The organism is Vibrio sp. 2-Bac 85 (assembly GCF_037546705.1).
Classification (GTDB): Bacteria; Pseudomonadota; Gammaproteobacteria; order Enterobacterales; family Psychromonadaceae; genus Psychromonas.
In genome coordinates this window covers 457,958-478,299 of sequence record NZ_JALAAB010000001.1, presented here as the reverse complement: position 1 = coordinate 478,299, position 20,342 = coordinate 457,958, and the positions used below count along the sequence as shown (strand labels likewise).

The following is a 20,342-nucleotide window of genomic DNA, read 5'->3' as shown; positions in this document are numbered from 1 at the left end:
TTAGTAGGCAGCAATGAAAATTTTGATTATTGAAGATGAACCCAAAACAGGGCAATACTTGCGTCAGGGATTAACTGAATCGGGGTTTATTGTAAACCTGTCATCTAATGGTATTGATGGTTTGTATCATGCAACTAGCCAGCATCATGATTTAATCATTTTAGATGTGATGCTGCCCGATTTAAATGGGTGGCAGATTCTCGCACAGTTGCGCAAACAAGATAATGAAACACCTGTTATATTTTTGACTGCTCGCGATAAAGTTGAAGATCGTATAAAAGGACTTGAGCTAGGTGCTGATGATTATCTTATTAAACCTTTTTCTTTTTCCGAACTATTAGCTCGTGTACGTGCAATTTTAAAAAGAGGCAATAAAAGCAATACTGAAAACAATACTCTGTGTATTGCTGATTTAGAGTTAGATTTGTTGCGTCGCAAAGTACAACGTGCAGGCCAAAAGATAACATTAACCGCGAAAGAATTTAATCTACTAGAGTTCTTTATGCGCCATCAAGGAGAAGTACTTTCACGCGCTTTAATTGCATCTGAAGTGTGGGATATGAATTTTGATAGTGATACTAATGTCATTGATGTTTCTATTCGCCGATTACGTAACAAAATAGATACTCCTTTTGATACAAAGTTGTTACAAACTATGCGCGGAATGGGGTATGTGTTGGAGGCGAAAGAGATATAATATGTTTAAGCATTCTTTAACTCAACGTTTAACATTATATTTTTTAGGCTCAATCCTGCTGGTGATTAGTAGTGTATTGTGGTTAGTAAACGATGCCGTTGGTAAGCATTTTATTGAACAAGACAAACAGCAGCTTGAAGATAAAATAAGCGTTTTACAATCGCTTTATTCCAATAACAAAAGCAGTAACTTAATGAACATTACTAGTGAAGTTGCTCGCCATGCAGGGTTAACGATTCAAATAAAAGATCAAAACAAAATTATATACGGCGAAGCATTGCTTGATTCTACTGAACAAGTTAGACAGTTGATGAAGGTGTTCTATTGGTCAGATAATAGCGCGAAGTTTCTTGCGATGCGTTTTGAAATGAAGGGTAAAAAACCTGAACTGCCACTACTTCAAGCCACTCTCTCCGTTAATATTAACCATCACTTGGAATTTTTAACTGTTTTTAAAGAGATGTTAATTAAGTTCACATTAGTTGTGGGTGCGTTGAGCGTTCTATTATGTTGGTTTATGACACGACAAGCTTTATTACCGCTGGTTAAGTTGACTAAAAAAGCATCGTTAATTTCAAAAAAAGATTTAAGTAAACGTATGCCAACTCATAATCTGCCTATCGAAATATACTCATTATCATGTACATTAAATCAAATGTTAGATCGACTTGAAGTCGCCATGACTGCGCTTACTCACTTTTCATCAGATATTGCACATGAATTACGTACTCCTGTAAATAATTTGATGACTGAAACTCAAGTTTGCTTGAGTTATCCAAGAGAGAAGGAAGAGTATATTAATACGCTGGCCTCTAATATTGAGGAATATGAGCGTTTATCACGCATGATTACAGATATGTTGTTCCTTGCAAAGTCTGATAATCAACACTTGAATATTAATAGAGAGCAGCTTTCATTAGAGCAAGAGGTGAGTGATATTTTTGATTTTTATGAAGCACTTGCAGAGGAAAGTTCGGTCTCACTATTATTAATCGGAACGGCTACACTGAGTGGTGACAAGTTGATGTTACGACGTGCTTTTAGTAATTTACTATCCAATGCCATTCGCTACGGTGACAGTGATAGTGAAATTATAGTCAAGCTCAACGAGCAAAATGGACAAGTAATTGCAACTATTGAAAATAAAGGAAAAACAATCTCAGCTGATGATATTCCACACCTATTTAAGCGTTTCTATCGGGCCGATAAATCAAGAACACATAGTAAACATGAAGGTGTTGGGCTTGGGTTGGCAATTACCAGATCGATTGTTGAATTACACAATGGGAAAATATCCGTCGTGTCAGAAAACAATGTTACAAAATTTACACTTTGCTTTAACGCTGGGAGTAAACGTATTTTATAAATGACTTCGCTTGTTTGCTTAAGCAAAATACCTTTGCATTGTGAGTTTTATCAATGGAATAATTATTTGTTGTAATTCTCGACTTGAACTAATGACTTTAGCTTCAATTGCTTCACTATACCGGCTAATTGAGCATTGGCATTTGGATACTGTCATCTCAACAACCTCTGCATCAGCTATGCGATAATATCTCGATGAAAAATTCTAATATCTACGCAGGTTATCGCTTCCTGCACGAATAATTAGCCATGCAGTTTGGCTAGAAATGAAAGAACAAGAGGGCTGCTATACGCTTTTTAAGAATAAGGATGCATACAGTTAAAGGTTGTGACGGATAAGCTTGCTAGTTATTCTGCTGCCAAAAAAGAATTAATACCAAGTGTGGAGCACTCAACTATTCAGTATGAAAATAATAGATGTGAACTCTCACATCAGCCAACTCGGCAGCAAGAACGACAGATGCGTAAGTTTAAATCACAAGATCAAGCCCAACGGTTTTTAAGTTGCCATGGTGTGGTGAATAACTTATTTCGTTTTGGCCGTCATTTAATGCAAGCGATACATTATTGAGTATTTCGAGATCGATCATTTTCTCAATGGATGCAGGTGAGTTGCATTCAAGATTTAGATTAGGGCTAACTTTATAGCTTTTAGTCATCTTGGTTACATAAGTTGACAATACCTTTCTTTGAGCTATAAACGCTGTGATTAATTATATAATCATCAGACTAAATCTATATTCATTTTTATTTAAATTTAGGAGTCTTCATATGATACCTCCAATAAAGCTTACGGCAGTAAAGTTTATCGAGCATGCTTGGGACACTACCTTTCTTTGAAATTATACCAAAAGAATTTAATTTATGATCAGATTCGCCCAGTCTCTTTTACAAAGAGATTTTACATGATCAACTTGATGCCTAAAGTTATTCCAGGCCCGACTCACTTGATCAACAATATCTTCATAACTTTTAAATGCGAAGTTTCCTAAGTCATTTGCTCTTAGCCAAGCCCAAACTTGTTCAATAGGATTAAGCTCGGGAGAATAAGGAGGGAGATGCATGATTGATAAATTCTTAAATTGACTATTTAGTTTGATTGAATGCCAACTAGCACAATCCATAATAACAAGTGCGTGCCTTCCAGCAGGTGTTGCATCTGATATTTGTTGAAGATGTTTTTCCATCATCTCCATACTCAATATTGGACTAATTAATGCTTCTGTTTGGCCTGTCGATGGACAAACAGCGCCGTAAATATGTGCGGAAATAAACTGTTGTTGCCTAACAACTATACTGTCAAGTTAATAACTACCTCACTAATTATGCGATAATCTGCAGATGAATAATTCTAATATCTACGCCGGTTATCGTTACCCTGCACAAATCATCAGCCATGCCGTTTGGCTTTATCATCGGTTTACACTTAGCTTTCGTGATATTGAAGAACTGCTCGCTGCTAGAGGCATTGTTGTCAGCTATGAAACGATTAGACAGTGGTGTAAAAAATACGGTGCTATCTATTGCAACAAGATCAAAAAGAATCGCGGTCAACTTGGTGATACCTGGTATTTGGATGAGGTCTTTATCAAAATAAATGGCGTATTACATTATCTTTGGCGAGCGGTTGATCAAGATGGTGATGAAATAGATATTTTAGTTCAGAAACGAAAGAATAAGACGGCAGCGATGCGCTTCTTTAAACGATTATTAAAAGGGCAGGGAGGTACGCCATTAAAGTTTGTGACTGATAAACTAGCAAGCTACTCTGCAGCAAAAAAAGAATTAATGCCAAGTGTGGAACACTCAACGGTTGAGTATGAAAATAATGGATGTGAGCTCTCACATCAGCCTACTCGGCAACAAGAACGACAGATGCGTAAATTCAAATCACAGGGGCAAGCCCAGCGGTTTTTAAGTTGCAACGGAGTAGTAAATAATCTGTTTCGTTTTGGCCGTCATTTAATGCAAGCGAAACATTATAGAGCATTCCGCGATCACTCATTCTCTGAATGGGTGCAGGTTAGTTGTATCCAAAATTTAGATTAAGGCTATTTTTATAGCCTTTAGTCATCCTAGTCAGATAAGTTGACAATACCTTCTGATGGAATGAGACTGTAATGAAATTGAAGTGGTAGCCTCCATTTTTCTTTATTCTAAAATGCTAAGAAAACTGCTGTTACTCATTCTCCTATCTCACTTCGGTGTTCTTGCTCCTTCGTTTTCTATGGCGTATATGGACTCCACCTATTTTACAAGTATAAATTGACATAAACATTTAAGATGCGTGCGTATATACGGCTTTTTATTGAGGGGGCTACCCTCTAGCCTTAGATGTTTGCGCACCTATTATCCTCTTCGCTTTGACAGTCTGTTATGACTTCCGCCCTAGACAGGTTTTAATAGGTTGGTCTTACCGTTTATGCTGCATCATTGTTGTAAAATTGGGTAAAGCTATTCATTTTATTTTTGGTTTTCTGATTAAATTTTTTTATATTTACCTATTCGATTACTAATAATTGTTGCTGATATTTTGTTTCATATCTCAACATTGCCCAAGCCGTTCTGACCGTTTTATTTGCTAACGCGATGCAGGTTCTCTTGATACCTAATCGCTCTCTCAGCTGAATCAGCCAGGCTTGTTTCACTGTTTTCGGTTCATCCGGCAACCTGGAAATATAGGCAAGTGCACCTTGGTATAACGCGCACCTTAACTCTTTAACACCACCATGTTTAATAATGCCTGTCATCACCGTTTTACCACCGGAGCTATGTTGCTTCGGCGTAACACCAACAAAGGCAGCTGCTTGTCGACCATTTTTAAATTGCTTTCCATCACCTATAGTCGAATAAAGCATACTTGAACAAACTTCTGCTACTCCTTCTAATGCCATAAGGTTTTTAGAGGGTGTTAATTGTCGAACTAATGCATTTTTTACTTTTTCTAACTTGGCAAATTCGATTTTTAGATTGAGATATTGTTCCCACAGCTGATGCAAAGTAGTGATTAAGCATGCTGGAATTAGGGCTGGTTCATCTAGTGTTTTTTGTACTGCGGTTTTTAGCCCTAACAAACCTTGAGTACTTGCAACCCCATACTCATATAACATTGCACGAATGTGGTTCCCTAATGAAGTAATATTACTTGAAAAATAAAGACGACTCGTTTCTAACGTTTGCAGAGATTGTTGTTCTTCATTTTTAGGCTGACTGAAGTTTATCCCTATTTGTAATGATGCGTTCGCAATGGCCAATGCATCATTAGCATCAGTTTTATGACCTTCGAGGAACCCTTTCACTTTTTTAGGGCTGATAATATGAACATCATGACCAAATTGCTCTGCATATCTTCCCCAGTAATGGCTACTACCACAGCCTTCGATAGCAACAACGGCTGGTTTTACTCTAGCCAATAGCTCTTTTAACTTTTGTCGATTCACCGCTTTATTACTAATTAATTCACCATGTTTACTGATTTGGCAAATTTGAAGAATATTTTTAGCTAGATCGATTCCGATAATATTAGATTTCAACATAGTATGGTCTCCTTATTAGTTACCGTAACTCTAGGCTAATTGCTAGAGTTGGTGGAGTCCATACATCGCTTCGGGGCACAAAGTGCCCTAGAAAATTTACCGATAGATACGAAAAAGGCCACTATTTCAGGTAGCCTCGAAGTTGTGCGCAACACGGGTGTTATGGTAAATACTTTTGTCGCACTTCTAACTTGAAACTAAGTGTTGTTGCTACATTTTGAATACAAATTTTTCATTACACCACCTTTAAAAACCAAAAGTATACTGATAAATATAACAAATATAGAACCGTAATTTATTTGATCTATTGATAAATATTGGTTTATTAAAATACCAATATGTTTAATAAGTAATGATATGCCAACTAAAAATAGCCCCGCACTTACGATTGCTGTATCAGTACATTTGTTTACTTCAGATTCATTTTTATGAATTTCACCTGCAATACTCGTTGCATACTTCCATAAGAAAATTCCACCAATGATGGGTAAAAGGATAGTCGCCGATATAACAACAAATAACTCGGGCGTTAGTAAACTATTCATATTCCCAGAAAGTACAACGGGTAGAAATGCATATAGTGTTGTCAGCACTAAATATAACGCGAGCATTTTTATTAACAGAGTTGAGAATGCTTTCATAAAACCTCTAAACACATAACGGCGCATAGGTTGACACTGTTTTACGAGTTTTTTGTTTTTAGCAAAAATCGAGACAACCGTTATGCGTCCGATTTAATTGCACTTGTTATGTTTAGATTAATCCAAGCCGTATGACATAAACATACGTAATAACAGCACCAATATAAAACCTAAAACAAGAAAATATAGGAGTTTACTTTATAGCTTTTATAATATCGATCAAGGATAAAAACACGTATATTCAAAAACAAAGCACTAGAAAATAAAAGTATTAACCAGAAGAAAGGTAACACTAAAGGAATACAAAGATCACTCCAGTAAATACTACGTTTTCTTTTTGCTTCAAGCCAAGCTAACGAAGTCAAAATTACATAAATTAATATTGTTATAGAGAAAATTAAAATTATCGAATTCCCAAAGAGACATAACAGATTTATTAAGCAGAAAAATTCTGTATTTATTATTTTATAATATGAAGTAATAATATTTTATGATCATAAACAGATAACAGTAACTGTTAGCCCAAATATTGTGCATAAAATGACGATTATGTTAAATGGTCATTTTCCCTTATAAAAATAGCTGTTTCACCATAAAATTAATGCGAACCACTTAAATTTGTTAGTTGATTGTTTGATATTAGCTATAAAATCACAGAGCAAAAAAATAATATTAGGGGGCTGTTTTTTAACCGTAAAGGTATGGTTTGTTTGACTTTGTTTCTAAGCCCAAATCGTTATATTAACTAGTTTCATTTTTTATTATAAGTTGAGTTCACACAATTAAACTTTCTACACATATATAGTGGAGAATTACATTAACTTGAACACTCAATTACATTCAATTGAACCATAAATAACATCGAGTTTGACCAACTTATGATATACGACTTGACCAATTAAAATCATTAGCTTGACCACTTATTATTTATATTGAATTTTTAGCTAAGATTTAAACTTTACTTTAAAATTGGCTCTGTTCCTGTTAATTGTTGTCTATACTTATAAGTGATCATAACGTATTAAAGGTAAAGACTATGAATACTAAATCGTTCGTTCAAAACCTTAACCAAATAACTGCAGTACTTATATCCATGACACCAGCGCAAAGAGAGGTAGTTCATCAATCAATTCGAGCATCTCAAGTCGAAATGCCCACCAATGAACTATTTCAACCTATTTTTGATAACTCCTCTTCTTGCCCTCATTGCACTTCAACACATTTTAGAAAGTGGGGGAAGTCAGGAGGAACACAAAGATATCGATGTAATCATTGCGCTAAGACCTTTAATATTAAGACAAAAACACCGTTAGCTAGATTAAGAAAATGTCATCTATGGGAAGAGTATGCACGCTGTATGGAGCTAAAGTTAACACTTCGTCAAGCAGCTTCTATTTGCCACATTAATCTAAAAACTGCTTTCTTATGGCGACATCGCTTTTTAATCGCTAATACAGCTAAAACACAAGATAAATTATCAGGAATAATTGAAGTTGATGAATTCTTTATGGCGTATTCTGAAAAAGGCTCTAAAAAGCGAACCAGAGGGCGAAAAGCGAGGAAACGCGGAGGTGATGCAGATAAAAGAACAAAGGATGATCAAGTTGCGATATTGCTTTCAATTGATCGCAGTAAACATATAGTTAATAAGGTGTTAGCAGCGGACACAGCTTCAGCAATAGAAGCGAATTTAGAACCACATATCATAAGTAACTCCGTACTTTGTAGTGATGGAGCATGGCCTTATGTGAATATTGCAGAGCACAAGAATTGTGATCATAAACGATTAATCAATGGAAAAGATAGAGTAATAGACAATATTTACCACATCCAAACCGTTAATGGTGCAATCACTCACTTTAAGAGTTGGGTGGTAGGCAAAATGAAAGGGGTAGCGACTAAGTATTTACCGCATTATCTAGCTTGGTTTAGAGAAAGTAGGGCCAAGTATGATTTTCAACAAATTTTACTCGCCGCTTATAGATGACAACAGTGTAATGGAACAGAGCCTTAAAATTACAATGTAATTATTCTTAGATTCAAATAGTAAGTGCATAACTTGAATAGGTAGGAAAAGTGGTCAGCTGAAGATATGCTAATCGCTTTTTCTCCGGCAAGAGATGCAACAATGAAAACATATAACCAACTGACCTATGAACAACGATGCCAGATTTATGCCTTAAAGAAAATAGGCATGAGTCAAAATAAAATAGCCAAGCAGTTAAACGTGAGTCAATCGACCATCAGCAGAGAGTTTTCCCGCAATACAGGTAAGCGTGGCTATCGCATTAAACAAGCACAGTCATTTACTGATAAACGTCGATTACTTTCCAGTAAACCCACTAAAATGACAACTAATCTAGTGGCATTAATTGAATCGAAACTAGGTGTACTATGGAGTCCCGAGCAGATTTCGGGTTGGTTGAGAGTGGAATGTAACCTATTCATTAGCCATGAAAGTATTTACCTTCATATCTGGTCAAATAAAAGGCGCGGAGGCCAATTATTTAAGTATCTGCGTAGAAAGGGCAAAGCTTATCAACCACGTAGCAAAGATAATTTTGTATGAACAGTTTACTTTGCACATTATTTCGAATGCAAGCCAATAGACCGTAATAAGCATTCAGATTATTGAGCTAGAACATGGCAGCCAATAACACACCAAAAAGTGGTAATCGTTATGACAGATGAGGAAGATAAACAAACCAACAATAAAGCTCTCATGCAAGATGAATTTCGACTTGAGGTTATCAAACAACGGTATAGCCTATATAAAGTCATTGCTGGCACGGGGTTGGCTGGTCTTGTTGCAGTAGTTTTACCTTTCGTTATTGAATACTCAAAACTTTCGTTGGATGAAAAAAAATCCGACCGAGATTTCGTTAAAGAATATATTGAGGTACTGGGAAAAGACATTGGTGTACAAATCGCACTTGTCACCTATTTCTCTGAAATCTTGCCTAACGAAAGCGAAAGAGCTTTATGGAAAAGTTACGGAGCACATTTAAGTGAGTTAAGAAAAAAAAGGGATATTGTCGTAAAAGAAATCCAATCTCTTAAGCCAAATGAAATCCAATCTCTTAAGCCAAATGAAACAAAGAACCTAGATCGTTTAAGAGAACTTGAACTCAAGTTAAGCACATTAGAACAACAGTTAAGACCACCAGTCCCAATTAAAGCGGCCCCAATGAGTTTTGTTCGTGTTCCTGCAGACGAGTATAGAGATGGATATGATCATTTCTTTCTAAGGGAAGACGTAGCGGAAGCCTATAAAGAAATTTTAAGCGAAGTTCATAAGGCAGGTGCAATATTAACAAGTTCCGGTTCTAGACGGTCACTGAATGCAAGCGTTTCCGGCAGTTCAAGCACTTCTTTACATTATATTGGTCGTTCACTGAATCTTTTTTTCGGAACTGGCATGGAGGATTCACGAGTTGACCCGTACGTGATTGTTAATGATGGCAATCAATACTGGCGTGTTTATGCTAGGGCCGAAAATGGAACCGAGATGGTGCTGCTATCAAGTACTTATGGTAATCGATCTCCTAGATCTCCTCGAGAAGTTAAAGGAAAGTTTATTGATTTAACTGCTCTTTTCGAGGAATATGGCTTTGAGCGCGAACGAGCGAGTACGACTTTTTTTACTGGTGGAAGATGGAGCGGAGCTAATTGGTGGTCGTTCAACTGGACAGAAGGATTAGAGAAAGGCAAAACCACGTTTGGTGAAGAACTGTTGAAAGTATATACAGAAAACGAGTTGTCATCGACTCCACCATGGGAATATAAGGATCGTGTGTGGAAGGGGGAACGCTTCTAATTATCTTCGCAAAGCTAATAATGTTTTCCCAAATAGCGGTGATAACAATTATCGGACAGGATAAAGCTCTAAACAGCGCCATGCACCGGATACTTCAGTCGCTACGGTTCCTTCCGCATCGGTCGCATCGGTGATGGCAATCGTTAATGTCCGCTTTGTCGGAGAAGCTGCCATTAAGTTCTATAACGGGAAAAGCGATCGTGAGAAAATAGAAATTTACGTTCATAATGGCTGGTATGTGTACAAGCGGACATTAACAGTCTGCGTTTTTATAGAACTCTTTATTCTAATTATTGGCTTTCAGAGCCAAATTTTTGCCATATATTTAGTAGCGAATCCTCAAACGAGCCACAATCAAGATAAAGCTTCTAGCTCGCTCTCGGGAATAAAGCGAGCGTCAATATTAATAAAATAATCAATCTGTTCGCGGAACTCATGTCTTGCCACATGCCTTTCGCATCTTGGCAGATTTATAAGCAAGAAAGCAACTGTTAGGCTGGCATTTGAGCTAATCTTTGAATTTACATCCCTAAATTTTGAGCGTGTAACCATTGCGTAAAAGCTTTGAATTTAGGGCGCTGTTCCATGCCTTTTGGACAAATGAGTAAATAATTCATTTCAGCAGGAATACTTGCAAAGGGTGCAATAAGTTCCCCACTATCAAGATAGTGCTGTATTAATGCGATACGCCCCATCCCTATCCCGATGTGATTGCGAATAGCTGATACCGCCATTTCGGCATGATTAAAAACATAATAATGTGGATGTGTGGTAATGGCGTGCGCTTGATGGTTTAACCAAAACTTCCATTCATAATCAAAACTGGCAGAGTCAAGAGATTCTGTACAGTGGATCAAATTAAGGCCATTTAAACTATCAATATTGGCATTGATCTTATGCCTTTTAGCATATTCCGGTGTGCATACTGGGGTGAGAAACTCCTCCTGTATTATTTCATTGTACATGTCTGGAAGTTGCTGACGATGATAATAAATGGCTAAATCGACGGGCTCATGTTTAAAGTCAAGCGGACTGGCTTTCACTCTAATTTTAAGATTTAAGTTAGGATAAAGCACTTGAAAACTAGCCAATTTCGGCATCAACCAGGACTGAGCAAAAGTGGGTGCAATACCAATATAGAGCTCGCCACTCAGTTCATTAAATTTAATATCATCGATATCAGAAAAGATGGCAGAAAAGGCGCTATTAACAGTTTCCCGCATTTGTCGTCCTTCCTCTGTGAGTTCGAGCTTTCTCGTTAAGCGGACAAATAGTTTAAAACCAAGTTGCAGCTCAAGTTGTTTTATGCGTTGACTCACCGCTCCCTGAGTTAAACAAAGCTCTTCAGCTGCTTTAGTAAAACTTAAGCATTTAGCTGCTACATTAAACGTATATAGATTGGCGATAATCAGTTGCTTTCGATCCATTTAAACTCCTCATGAATTAGCTTGGTTAATTCATGCCCGATTTTTATTGAGTTGTAAAGCACGTTTTATTGCTTTTAAATTAGCACTCCTTATTTTAAACACAATTTACACGTTATTTTAAAGGAGTTTTTATGTCTTTTCGTTTTCCTGATGAATTTTTATGGGGTGGTGCGACGGCAGCAAACCAAATTGAGGGCGCACATACTACAGATGGTAAAGGGTTATCAACCTCGGATGTACAACCCTTTGGCTCTTTTGGTGAGTTGGTTGTCCGCAAGGATGGCGACTTTAATATCAAAGATACGGCAATCGATTTTTATCATCGCTATCCGCAAGATATAGCCTTGTTTAAGGAGCTTGGCTTTACCTGTTTTCGCCTATCAATTGCGTGGAGCCGAATTTTTCCCAAGGGGGATGAGTTAGCGCCGAATGAGTTGGGGTTGGCATATTACGACAAAATATTTGATGAGCTGGAAAAGCACGGTATTACTCCGCTAGTGACGTTATCACACTATGAGATGCCACTATATTTAGCTGAGCAATATAAAGGCTGGACAAGCCGAAAGTTAATCGGATTTTTTGAGCGTTATGCCAAAGTGGTTTTCGCGCGTTACGGCCGTCGTGTAAAGCACTGGTTAACTTTTAATGAGATCAATGCCACTTTACACGAACCCTTTACCGGCTCAGGCGTGCCACGTGGCAGTGATCAGCAAGGTATTTATCAGGCTATCCATCATCAACTGGTAGCCAGCGCAAAAGCGGTGAAAGCCTGTCATGATTTATTACCGGCTGCAAAAATTGGCAATATGATGTTAGGGGCAATCCAGTATCCATTAACCAGCCATCCGGATGATATCTTTGAAACCATGCAGCAAAACCGTGAATGGTTATTTTTCGGTGACGTACAGAGCCGCGGTTATTACCCGGGTTATATGATGCGTAAGTTTAAGGATTTGGGTGTTCAGTTGAATATCACCGACGAAGATCTACAGGCATTGACAAATACGGTTGATTTTATCTCTTTCAGTTATTACATGACAGGTTGCGTGAGCACCTTGGATAAGGTGAAAATGACTGACGAAAAGATTTTTGCGATGGGAAGCAACCCTTATCTTGAATCTACCGACTGGGGATGGCAAATTGATCCGAAAGGGTTACGTATTGTGCTTAATTTGCTTTATGATCGATACCAAAAACCACTATTTATTGTTGAAAATGGCTTGGGTGCCGTGGACAAGATGAATGAAAAAGGTGAGATTGAGGATGATTACCGTATTCAGTATCTTAATGATCATATCTATCAAGTAGGTGAAGCGATTCAAGATGGTGTTGAGGTCATGGGTTATACCTGTTGGGGGCCGATTGACTTAGTTAGTGCTTCGACCGCACAAATGTCTAAACGTTATGGTTTTATATATGTTGATCGCGATGATAAAGGGCAAGGCTCGCTTGAGCGGAAATGTAAAAAAAGCTTTTACTGGTATCAGGGAGTTATTCAGTCACAAGGTGAGAAGCTCACCCCACCATCCGCTTGATGTTTTAGCAGTAACATTCAGGGTTTAATGTCCAGAAGTTGTTGGCCTGTAATGGTTAGTAAAAAACGGATATTTCTTAGTCTTCTGAAAGGTTAAAACCATCGGCTTTAGCCGATTAACTTTAGTTATAATATCTTAATTGATATTCAGTAAGGTGATGAGGATAGGGTATCGAGAGGTAGGCATACGGTTTTTAAGATTCTGTATCATTTCTTGGTACTGTCAAGTTAATAACTGCCTCACTAATTATGCGATAATCTGCAGATGAATAATTCTAATATCTACGCCGGTTATCGTTACCCTGCACAAATCATCAGCCATGCCGTTTGGCTTTATCATCGGTTTACACTTAGCTTTCGTGATATTGAAGAACTGCTCGCTGCTAGAGGTATTGTTGTCAGCTATGAAACGATTAGACAGTGGTGTAAAAAATACGGTGCTATCTATTGCAACAAGATCAAAAAGAATCGCGGTCAACTTGGTGATACCTGGTATTTGGATGAGGTCTTCATCAAAATAAATGGCGTATTACATTACCTTTGGCGAGCGGTTGATCAAGATGGTGATGAAATAGATATTTTAGTTCAGAAACGAAAGAATAAGACGGCAGCGATGCGCTTCTTTAAACGATTATTAAAAGGGCAGGGAGGTACGCCATTAAAGGTTGTGACTGATAAACTAGCAAGCTACTCTGCAGCAAAAAAAGAATTAATGCCAAGTGTAGAACACTCAACGGTTCAGTATGAAAATAATGGATGTGAGCTCTCACATCAACCTACTCGGCAACAAGAACGACAGATGCGTAAATTCAAATCACAAGGGCAAGCCCAGCGGTTTTTAAGTTGCCACGGAGTGGTAAATAATCTGTTTCGTTTTGGCCGTCATTTAATGCAAGCGAAACATTATAGAGCATTCCGCGATCACTCATTCTCTGAATGGGTGCAGGTTAGTTGTATCCAAAATTTAGATTAAGGCTAATTTTATAGCCTTTAGCCATCCTAGTCAGATAAGTTGACAATACCGCATCAGCCTACCCGGCAACAAGAAAGACAGACGCGGAAATTCAAATCACAGGGCCAAGCCCTGCGTTTTTAAGTTGACATGGCGTGGTCAATAATCTGTTTCGTTTTGGACGTCATTTAATGCAGGAAAAACACCATAGAGCATTTCGAAATCGCTCTTTTTCTGAATGGAAGCGAGTTAGTTGTGTCCAAAATTTAGATTAAGTCTGATTTAATCGCTTTTAACCGATCCAAGCAGATAAGTTGACGATACCCACTAGGCAACTAATGTTATGAAGTAGCGTTGCTGGAACGTTTCAGTTATTATTGCAACTTACTTATAGTCATTTTGTTATCTGTTTATAATTATATCGAAACTGCTTGATATGAAGATCCGATCCGTTTGCATATAGAAATTTAAAATAGTGTTGTGAGTTTATTAATGAAAATGAAATTAGAAGAAATCGCTAAGCTAGCGGGTGTTTCTCGTACCACTGCCAGTTATGTTATAAATGGTAAATCTGCTCAATACCGGATTAGTGAAAAAACCCAGAAAAAAGTAATGGCTACTGTCGAAAAGTATAACTACAAACCTAATTATGCAGCCAGTTCTTTAAGAGCGGGCAATAGTCGTACCTTCGGTTTAGTGATTCCTGATTTGGAAAATTACAGTTACGCTAAGCTTGCTAAATTATTAGAGCGAGATGCCAGAAAGGCAGAGTTTCAATTAATTATTTCATGTTCAGATGATGAACCTGATACTGAAATGAGTGTAGTTGAGAGCCTTATCAGTCGCAGTATCGATGTGCTTATAGTCGCGAGTGCATTACCTGTAGATAATGATTTTTATCGTAACATTCAAGCTAAAGGTGTTCCTGTAGTAGCGATAGATCGTTATTTGGATGATGAATTTTTTGTTAGTGTGGTAAGTGAAGATTTAGATGGTGCTTTTGAATTAAGCGAGGCATTACTAGATAAAAAGATAAAGAGTATAGGTTTAATAGGTGCTGTACCGGGTTTGAGTATCTCTAAAGAGCGCGAGGAAGGCTTTAAAGCCGCACTTTCAAAACAAGCTGATTCACTTGAAGTTAAATATGCTTACGGTGAACATTTTAGTGTTGAAGAAGGTCGAAAATTGACACAGCGGTGGATTGATGAAGATTGCTTCCCTGATGCGGTTTTAGTAACCTCTTATGTATTATTTGAAGGGGTTTTAGATTGCTTAATAGCGTATCCGAAATTACTCGAGAAAGTTGCTTTAGCAACCTTTGGTGATAATCGTTTGCTAGATTTTTTACCTGTAAAAATACAATCACTTGCTCAACAGTTTGATATGATCGCTGAAAAATCGTTGCAGCTTGCTCTGTTAGCTTCTAAAGGAACTTACAATCCTTGTATTGAAGTGATTCCACGTAAGTTAGTTAAAAGGTAATATCTAGCCAGAAGCTGTTTTGCACCTTGAGGACATCCTTTGCCGCTAACTGGGGCTTTAATGTCCAAAGGTTGGCTGATATTACGTTTTTAATATTTAGCTCATATCCATTTTTCTATGAAATAGAGGCTTAAGATGAGCTTCAGATATCTCAATCACTCTATCAACACGTTTTTTATATTTTTCTTCATTGCAGAGAAATTCAGTTCTCATCCATGCATTTACCGTTTCTATCGCAATCGCCGATCCTATTATTTTAGCGCCGATACATAATACATTAGTATCAGAATGAGAGCGGGCGAGTTGAGCGCAGAAAGGGTCTTGGCATACCGCAGCATATAGTCCAAAAATTTTATTGGCGATTAATGCACTGCCATAACCGACACCATCAATGAAAATACCGCGATCGGCTTCCCCTTTAGCAACAGCAAGTGCTGCTGGGTAGATGTAATCAGGTAGATCACATGAGACTTCGTTGTTTGTACCAAAGTCTAAAACGTCATGACCTTGACTTTTTAATAAAATTTTTACTTCTTCTTTTAAATTAAAACCTGCATGATCACAAGCGATTGCGATTTTCATAATATATACCTTTTAAAATAATTGAATACTTTTGAAAAAACGTGCCATTTGAGTTTTTCCTGTTTAATTTAAAACGTATCAATTAAAACTTGAGTAATTCAATGAGTGATGAATATCGGAGTGTGTATCTTTTTTTAGTTTCAGAAGAAGAGCTAATACTTTATTACCTCCAACGATAATGTCAGTTATTGAGTTAAAATGACTATTTTCGTTTCTCTTTCGCTTTGGTTTTCATAAAAAGTCGGCTTCGTTTACTTCATCCGAGTATTCATATTGTTTTTAGCTCTATAATCATTGAGTGTTATGATTTTCTATCTAGATTGCTTCTAGGCACCCCTCTCACCTAGTGGTAAGAGGGATGGATTTCATATGTTGATCAGTGATTAAGGTTTGGCTACGTGTTAAGAAGTTGCTAATAGCTGTTTATCACTTTTTTTGAGGAATGCGTAACTAAAACCTGTGACTGCTGTTCCAGCTGCAATTGCACCTAAATACAAGAATACTGGACTAATCGCACCCGGAATAAACAGTACAAATAAACCACCATGTGGTGCGAGTAGTTCAGCACCGAAAAGCATAGATAGTGCACCAGTTAATGCTCCACCCGCCATACAAGCTGGAATTACACGTATTGGATCTTTAGCCGCAAAAGGAATTGCACCTTCTGATATGAAGCAAAGCCCTAATACAAATGATGCCTTACCTGCTTCCGCTTCACTGTCAATAAATTTAGATTTAGCTAAGAATGTAGCCAGACCCATACCTAATGCAGGCACCATACCTGCTGCCATGATTGCAGCCATTGGTGCATAAGTTTGAGATGCTAGTAAACCAACACCAAACGTATAAGCCGTTTTGTTAACTGGACCACCTAAGTCGAAACACATCATGGCTCCAAGTAAAGTACCTAGTAATACAGCGTTTGCAGAACCCATATTAGCGAGGAATTCAGTTAAGCCTGACATGATTGCAGAAACCGGACCACCAACAATGTAAATCATTGTTAAACCCGTTACTAAGCTTGCAAATAATGGAATAATCAAGATAGGTTTAAGTGCCGCCATTGAATCTGGTAGATCAACTTTTTCAGCGATAAACTTAGCAACATAACCTGCTAGGAAACCAGCAATGATACCACCAAGGAAACCAGCACCAGTTGAACTTGCTAACATACCACCAATTAAGCCAGGTGCGAGACCTGGTCTGTCAGCAATTGAGAATGCAATAAAACCAGATAAAACTGGGATCATAAGTGCAAACGCAGATGCACCACCAATAGCCATTAAGGCTGCAGCCATGGTGCCTTCTTCTTTAAATGCTTCGATACCGAATACAAAAGAAAGCGCAATTAATAAACCACCTGCAACAACCACTGGTAGCATATGTGATACACCAGTCATAAGGTGCTTGTAAACACCAGATTTTTCTTCTGAAGTGCTGTCGTTACTTCCGCCTTGATGCTGGTAAATTGTTGCTTTTTCAAAGGCATTATTAATTTCTTGATTGGTTTTCTTTAGTGCTAAACCGGTGCTTGTTTTATAAAGTTTTTTACCTGAAAAACGCGCTAAATCAACTTCAATATCTGCAGCAATAATCACTAAATCAGCGTCATTAATATCTTCTGCTGTTAATTGATTTTTTGCACCTACTGACCCGCGAGTTTCAACTTTAACTTGATGGCCAAGGCGTCTGCCTTCTTCTTCAAGTGCTGTAGCTGCCATAAACGTATGAGCTACGCCTGTTGGGCAAGCTGTAATAGCTATAATCTTTTTAGGTGCAGTCATAGTTGCATCCCCTTGTTGTACTTTCGTTAATAGTGCTGATTTACTCTCAGCATTTTGTAAATAAGTTTTAGCATCTTTTAGACATTCAGAAATATCTGATTGATAAACTTTTTTACCTTTAAAACGACTAATGTCGATGTCAGTATTAGTACAAAGAATAATTAATTCTGATTCATCAATTTGCTTTTGAGTAAGCGTTTGAACAGGGCTTACACTTGATTGACATTCAATATTAATATCCCAGTTTAATTCGTTTGCTCCCTTTTTTAGCATTCCGGCAGCTATAATGCTGTTGGCTATACCGTTGGGGCAAGCAGTAACTATCGATACTTTCATTATGAAATCCTTTATCTAGTAGAGGTTAGTTGTGTTGTTATTTGTATGCTTTCTTGCATCTTTTGTACTTTTTGAATATCTTTTACACCGACACCTATTTGTGTCACAGCAAAGGCTGCGAGTGCGGTGGCAAAACTTAATCCTTGTTTTTTATCCCATTTATTCAGTTCAGCCCAGCAAAGTCCTGCTACTAATGTGTCGCCTGCTCCTACGGTACTAACTACGTCCATCTTTTGAGGGATAGACTGGGTCCAACCATTTTCGTTAAGCCATAAAACGCCTTTTTCTCCAAGAGAAATGACTACGTTTTCACAACCTTGTTGGTATAGCTTTTCGGCGGCCAGTTTGATTTCATCAATACTTGTTAGTTGCTCACCAACAATTGCACTAAGTTCTTCATCGTTTGGTTTAATTAAAAAAGGCATAGCCTCAATACCGGCACTTAAAGCTTGATTACTACTATCAAAAAATACTTTTTTGCCTGCCTTTTGTAACTTTTCAATCCAGTTTTTTAATTGATTCGTTGAAATACCTTTTGCTAAACTTCCGGCTATTACAAATACGTCATGTGTTTCTGCAAGGGAAAAAAGTTGCGTTTCAAAGCGCTTAATATCCTCTGCTGACACTGTCATACCCGGGAAATTAAGATCGCTAACTTGTCCTGATTTTTCAACGATTTTCACATTAATACGAGTATCGCCGTTTACGCGGACGAAGTTGTCAATAATATCTAAGGAATCAAATAGATGAACGAAAGCGTCTTGGTTATTGTCTCCAAGTAGTCCTGTCACCGTGACGCTAGCACCTAATTCAGCTAGCACCTTGGCTACATTAATACCCTTTCCTGCAGCATGAAGGCTACCTGTGTCAATGACATTGACGGTGCCGGTATTTAAAACATCGAGTGAGCCAGTTAAATCCAAAGCTGGATTTAATGTCACGGTCACTACTTTTAATTTTTGATTTATATTCATTTTTCACCCAAGCCTTCATCAATTGCTTTACCAATGGCAGTAAGCGCTTCCTGAGCATCTTCTCCTTGAGCAGTAAACTGTAATTTATTTCCGAATTTGATGCCCAGAGTCATTACTTTCATGAGGCTTTTAGCATTTACTGATTTGCCATCACCGTCTAGGTTGATCATTTGTATTTTGGATTTAAATTTTTTGGTCGTATGAACTAGCATTGCACCTGGGCGAGCATGGAGGCCGTGTGGGTTTTTAATGGTAAAGGTTTGTTGACTACCTTCGAGTTGCTCTTGAGTTAGTAAGGCAATAATCTCTTTTGCATTACTATTTAATAGTTGTTCTATTTTATTTTTATACAATAGTTCAATTAGAAAACTAAGGTTTTTAAGATGCAGGTCACTATCACTTGCAATACAAAGTAAGCCTTTTACTAATTCGTTTTTATACTGTAACGGGGTTGTACTAGTGACGAATGAAATTGCCGTTTTGGTGATACCCTGATTACTCGTTGCGATACAAAGTCCCTGATCTAAATAGGTAACGTTTTTGACAGCGCTTGCGACAAACACATCATTCACCGCACCTTGATTTTTTATTAAACCCGCTGCAGTAGCGCTCAGTTGCGCAACATTGTCTGCAGGAAAATCAAGCAGAATTAAATTGTCATTAAAATCTGTTTCACTTTGCACTTTACCTGAAAGTATTCTAACTATTGTATCTGCGCTACTTGCTTCTTTAATAAAAGTTTCGACACCATCCGTTGAAAGTGCCTTGGTAAGTTGACTAAGAATTGTTAGATGCTCATCTGACTTAGCCGCAATACCGATAGCAAGATAGACTGTATTACCATCCCCCCAATCTACACCTTCAGGATAGTGGTGTATGATAACGCCTGTTTTGTTGACCAAGTCGCGTGTATCTGTTGTTCCATGAGGAATAGCGATGCCACTACCTAGAAAAGTTGAATTCTGTGCTTCACGTGCCAGCATGCCATCACGGTAACCTGCTTCAACATAACCTTTTCCTGCAAGGCTACTCGCAACTGACTTTATCGCTTGGGTCTTCTCAGTAGCTACTTGTGAGAGGACAATATCACTGATCTTAATTGTTAACATGATTTGTTCACCTTAATTTTTATCCCAAAGCTGAGTCGATTAGGCTTTGGTGGGAATTAATATTCAACTAAGAAATTGTTTTATCTTAGTTGCTGAATCGCTTCAG

The 20,342-nt window shown here is 37.7% G+C and carries 18 protein-coding genes and 1 pseudogene; 10 read left to right on the top strand and 9 right to left on the bottom strand.

Annotated features, from left to right (window positions below):
- Window positions 1-13 precede the first annotated feature (13 nt).
- The 3 genes from MT390_RS02040 to MT390_RS02030 all read left to right on the top strand — a co-directional run bounded on the left by MT390_RS02040 (window position 14) and on the right by MT390_RS02030 (window position 2,633).
- Window positions 14-697 carry a heavy metal response regulator transcription factor gene (locus tag MT390_RS02040; RefSeq protein ID WP_499439313.1) on the top strand — a complete coding sequence of 228 codons (684 nt, stop codon included), beginning with the start codon at window positions 14-16 and terminating at the stop codon, window positions 695-697.
- Between the two features lies 1 nt (window position 698).
- Window positions 699-2,063, top strand: a complete 1,365-nt coding sequence (locus MT390_RS02035; RefSeq protein WP_028868420.1) for a heavy metal sensor histidine kinase — start codon at window positions 699-701, stop codon at window positions 2,061-2,063.
- A gap of 327 nt (window positions 2,064-2,390) precedes the next feature.
- Window positions 2,391-2,633, top strand: coding sequence for a DDE-type integrase/transposase/recombinase (locus MT390_RS02030; protein WP_245600391.1), 243 nt, complete (start codon window positions 2,391-2,393; stop codon window positions 2,631-2,633).
- A gap of 286 nt (window positions 2,634-2,919) precedes the next feature.
- On the opposite strand, the pseudogene MT390_RS02025 reads toward MT390_RS02030, so the two are convergent.
- Window positions 2,920-3,351, bottom strand: a pseudogene (locus MT390_RS02025) (transposase); the annotation flags it as partial.
- 52 nt (window positions 3,352-3,403) lie between these two features.
- Here MT390_RS02025 and MT390_RS02020 point away from each other — a divergent pair.
- The gene (locus MT390_RS02020) at window positions 3,404-4,111 is read left to right on the top strand and encodes an IS6 family transposase (protein ID WP_499439312.1); all 708 of its coding nucleotides are present in this window, start codon (window positions 3,404-3,406) and stop codon (window positions 4,109-4,111) included.
- Between the two features lie 452 nt (window positions 4,112-4,563).
- On the opposite strand, the gene MT390_RS02015 is transcribed toward MT390_RS02020, so the two are convergent.
- Together MT390_RS02015 and MT390_RS02010 are read right to left on the bottom strand one after the other, a co-directional pair.
- Complete coding sequence (locus MT390_RS02015; RefSeq protein WP_499439310.1) at window positions 4,564-5,598, bottom strand: IS110 family RNA-guided transposase; 1,035 nt, start codon at window positions 5,596-5,598, stop codon at window positions 4,564-4,566.
- A gap of 197 nt (window positions 5,599-5,795) precedes the next feature.
- Window positions 5,796-6,239 (bottom strand): hypothetical protein, encoded by a 444-nt coding sequence (locus MT390_RS02010; protein ID WP_499439308.1) that lies wholly within the window; start codon window positions 6,237-6,239, stop codon window positions 5,796-5,798.
- 1,036 nt (window positions 6,240-7,275) lie between these two features.
- Between MT390_RS02010 and MT390_RS02005 the strand changes: the two genes are divergently transcribed.
- From MT390_RS02005 to MT390_RS01995, 3 genes are all read left to right on the top strand, one after another.
- Window positions 7,276-8,226, top strand: a complete 951-nt coding sequence (locus MT390_RS02005) for an IS1595 family transposase (RefSeq protein ID WP_499439307.1) — start codon at window positions 7,276-7,278, stop codon at window positions 8,224-8,226.
- 141 nt (window positions 8,227-8,367) lie between these two features.
- Window positions 8,368-8,808: a transposase gene (locus MT390_RS02000; protein ID WP_499439305.1), complete on the top strand. Its 441-nt coding sequence runs from the start codon at window positions 8,368-8,370 to the stop codon at window positions 8,806-8,808.
- A 111-nt stretch (window positions 8,809-8,919) separates the two neighbouring features.
- On the top strand, window positions 8,920-10,056 hold the full coding sequence (locus tag MT390_RS01995; protein ID WP_499439303.1) for a hypothetical protein: 1,137 nt from the start codon (window positions 8,920-8,922) through the stop codon (window positions 10,054-10,056).
- 48 nt (window positions 10,057-10,104) lie between these two features.
- Here the strand turns inward: MT390_RS01995 and MT390_RS01990 are convergent, their stop codons facing one another.
- Both MT390_RS01990 and MT390_RS01985 read right to left on the bottom strand, forming a co-directional pair.
- Window positions 10,105-10,230: a hypothetical protein gene (locus tag MT390_RS01990; RefSeq protein WP_499439302.1), complete on the bottom strand. Its 126-nt coding sequence runs from the start codon at window positions 10,228-10,230 to the stop codon at window positions 10,105-10,107.
- A 347-nt stretch (window positions 10,231-10,577) separates the two neighbouring features.
- The gene (locus MT390_RS01985) at window positions 10,578-11,483 is read right to left on the bottom strand and encodes a LysR substrate-binding domain-containing protein (RefSeq protein WP_499439301.1); all 906 of its coding nucleotides are present in this window, start codon (window positions 11,481-11,483) and stop codon (window positions 10,578-10,580) included.
- 131 nt (window positions 11,484-11,614) lie between these two features.
- Here MT390_RS01985 and MT390_RS01980 point away from each other — a divergent pair, with 131 nt between their 5' ends.
- The 3 genes from MT390_RS01980 to cra all read left to right on the top strand — a co-directional run bounded on the left by MT390_RS01980 (window position 11,615) and on the right by cra (window position 15,451).
- Window positions 11,615-13,018 (top strand): glycoside hydrolase family 1 protein, encoded by a 1,404-nt coding sequence (locus MT390_RS01980; RefSeq protein WP_499439299.1) that lies wholly within the window; start codon window positions 11,615-11,617, stop codon window positions 13,016-13,018.
- A gap of 264 nt (window positions 13,019-13,282) precedes the next feature.
- Window positions 13,283-13,990: an IS6 family transposase gene (locus MT390_RS01975; protein ID WP_499439298.1), complete on the top strand. Its 708-nt coding sequence runs from the start codon at window positions 13,283-13,285 to the stop codon at window positions 13,988-13,990.
- A 477-nt stretch (window positions 13,991-14,467) separates the two neighbouring features.
- The gene (cra, locus tag MT390_RS01970) at window positions 14,468-15,451 is read left to right on the top strand and encodes a catabolite repressor/activator (RefSeq protein WP_499439499.1); all 984 of its coding nucleotides are present in this window, start codon (window positions 14,468-14,470) and stop codon (window positions 15,449-15,451) included.
- 96 nt (window positions 15,452-15,547) lie between these two features.
- Here cra and MT390_RS01965 read toward each other — a convergent pair whose 3' ends face one another.
- The 4 genes from MT390_RS01965 to fruB form a co-directional block, all read right to left on the bottom strand.
- Window positions 15,548-16,033, bottom strand: a complete 486-nt coding sequence (locus MT390_RS01965) for an RpiB/LacA/LacB family sugar-phosphate isomerase (RefSeq protein WP_499439297.1) — start codon at window positions 16,031-16,033, stop codon at window positions 15,548-15,550.
- A 401-nt stretch (window positions 16,034-16,434) separates the two neighbouring features.
- Window positions 16,435-18,153 carry a PTS fructose transporter subunit IIBC gene (gene fruA, locus MT390_RS01960; RefSeq protein WP_499439295.1) on the bottom strand — a complete coding sequence of 573 codons (1,719 nt, stop codon included), beginning with the start codon at window positions 18,151-18,153 and terminating at the stop codon, window positions 16,435-16,437.
- Between the two features lie 11 nt (window positions 18,154-18,164).
- Window positions 18,165-19,127: a 1-phosphofructokinase gene (gene pfkB, locus MT390_RS01955; RefSeq protein ID WP_499439293.1), complete on the bottom strand. Its 963-nt coding sequence runs from the start codon at window positions 19,125-19,127 to the stop codon at window positions 18,165-18,167.
- The gene (gene fruB, locus MT390_RS01950; RefSeq protein WP_499439292.1) at window positions 19,124-20,236 is read right to left on the bottom strand and encodes a fused PTS fructose transporter subunit IIA/HPr protein; all 1,113 of its coding nucleotides are present in this window, start codon (window positions 20,234-20,236) and stop codon (window positions 19,124-19,126) included. Before fruB ends, pfkB begins: the two co-directional genes overlap by 4 nt.
- Window positions 20,237-20,342 lie beyond the last annotated feature (106 nt).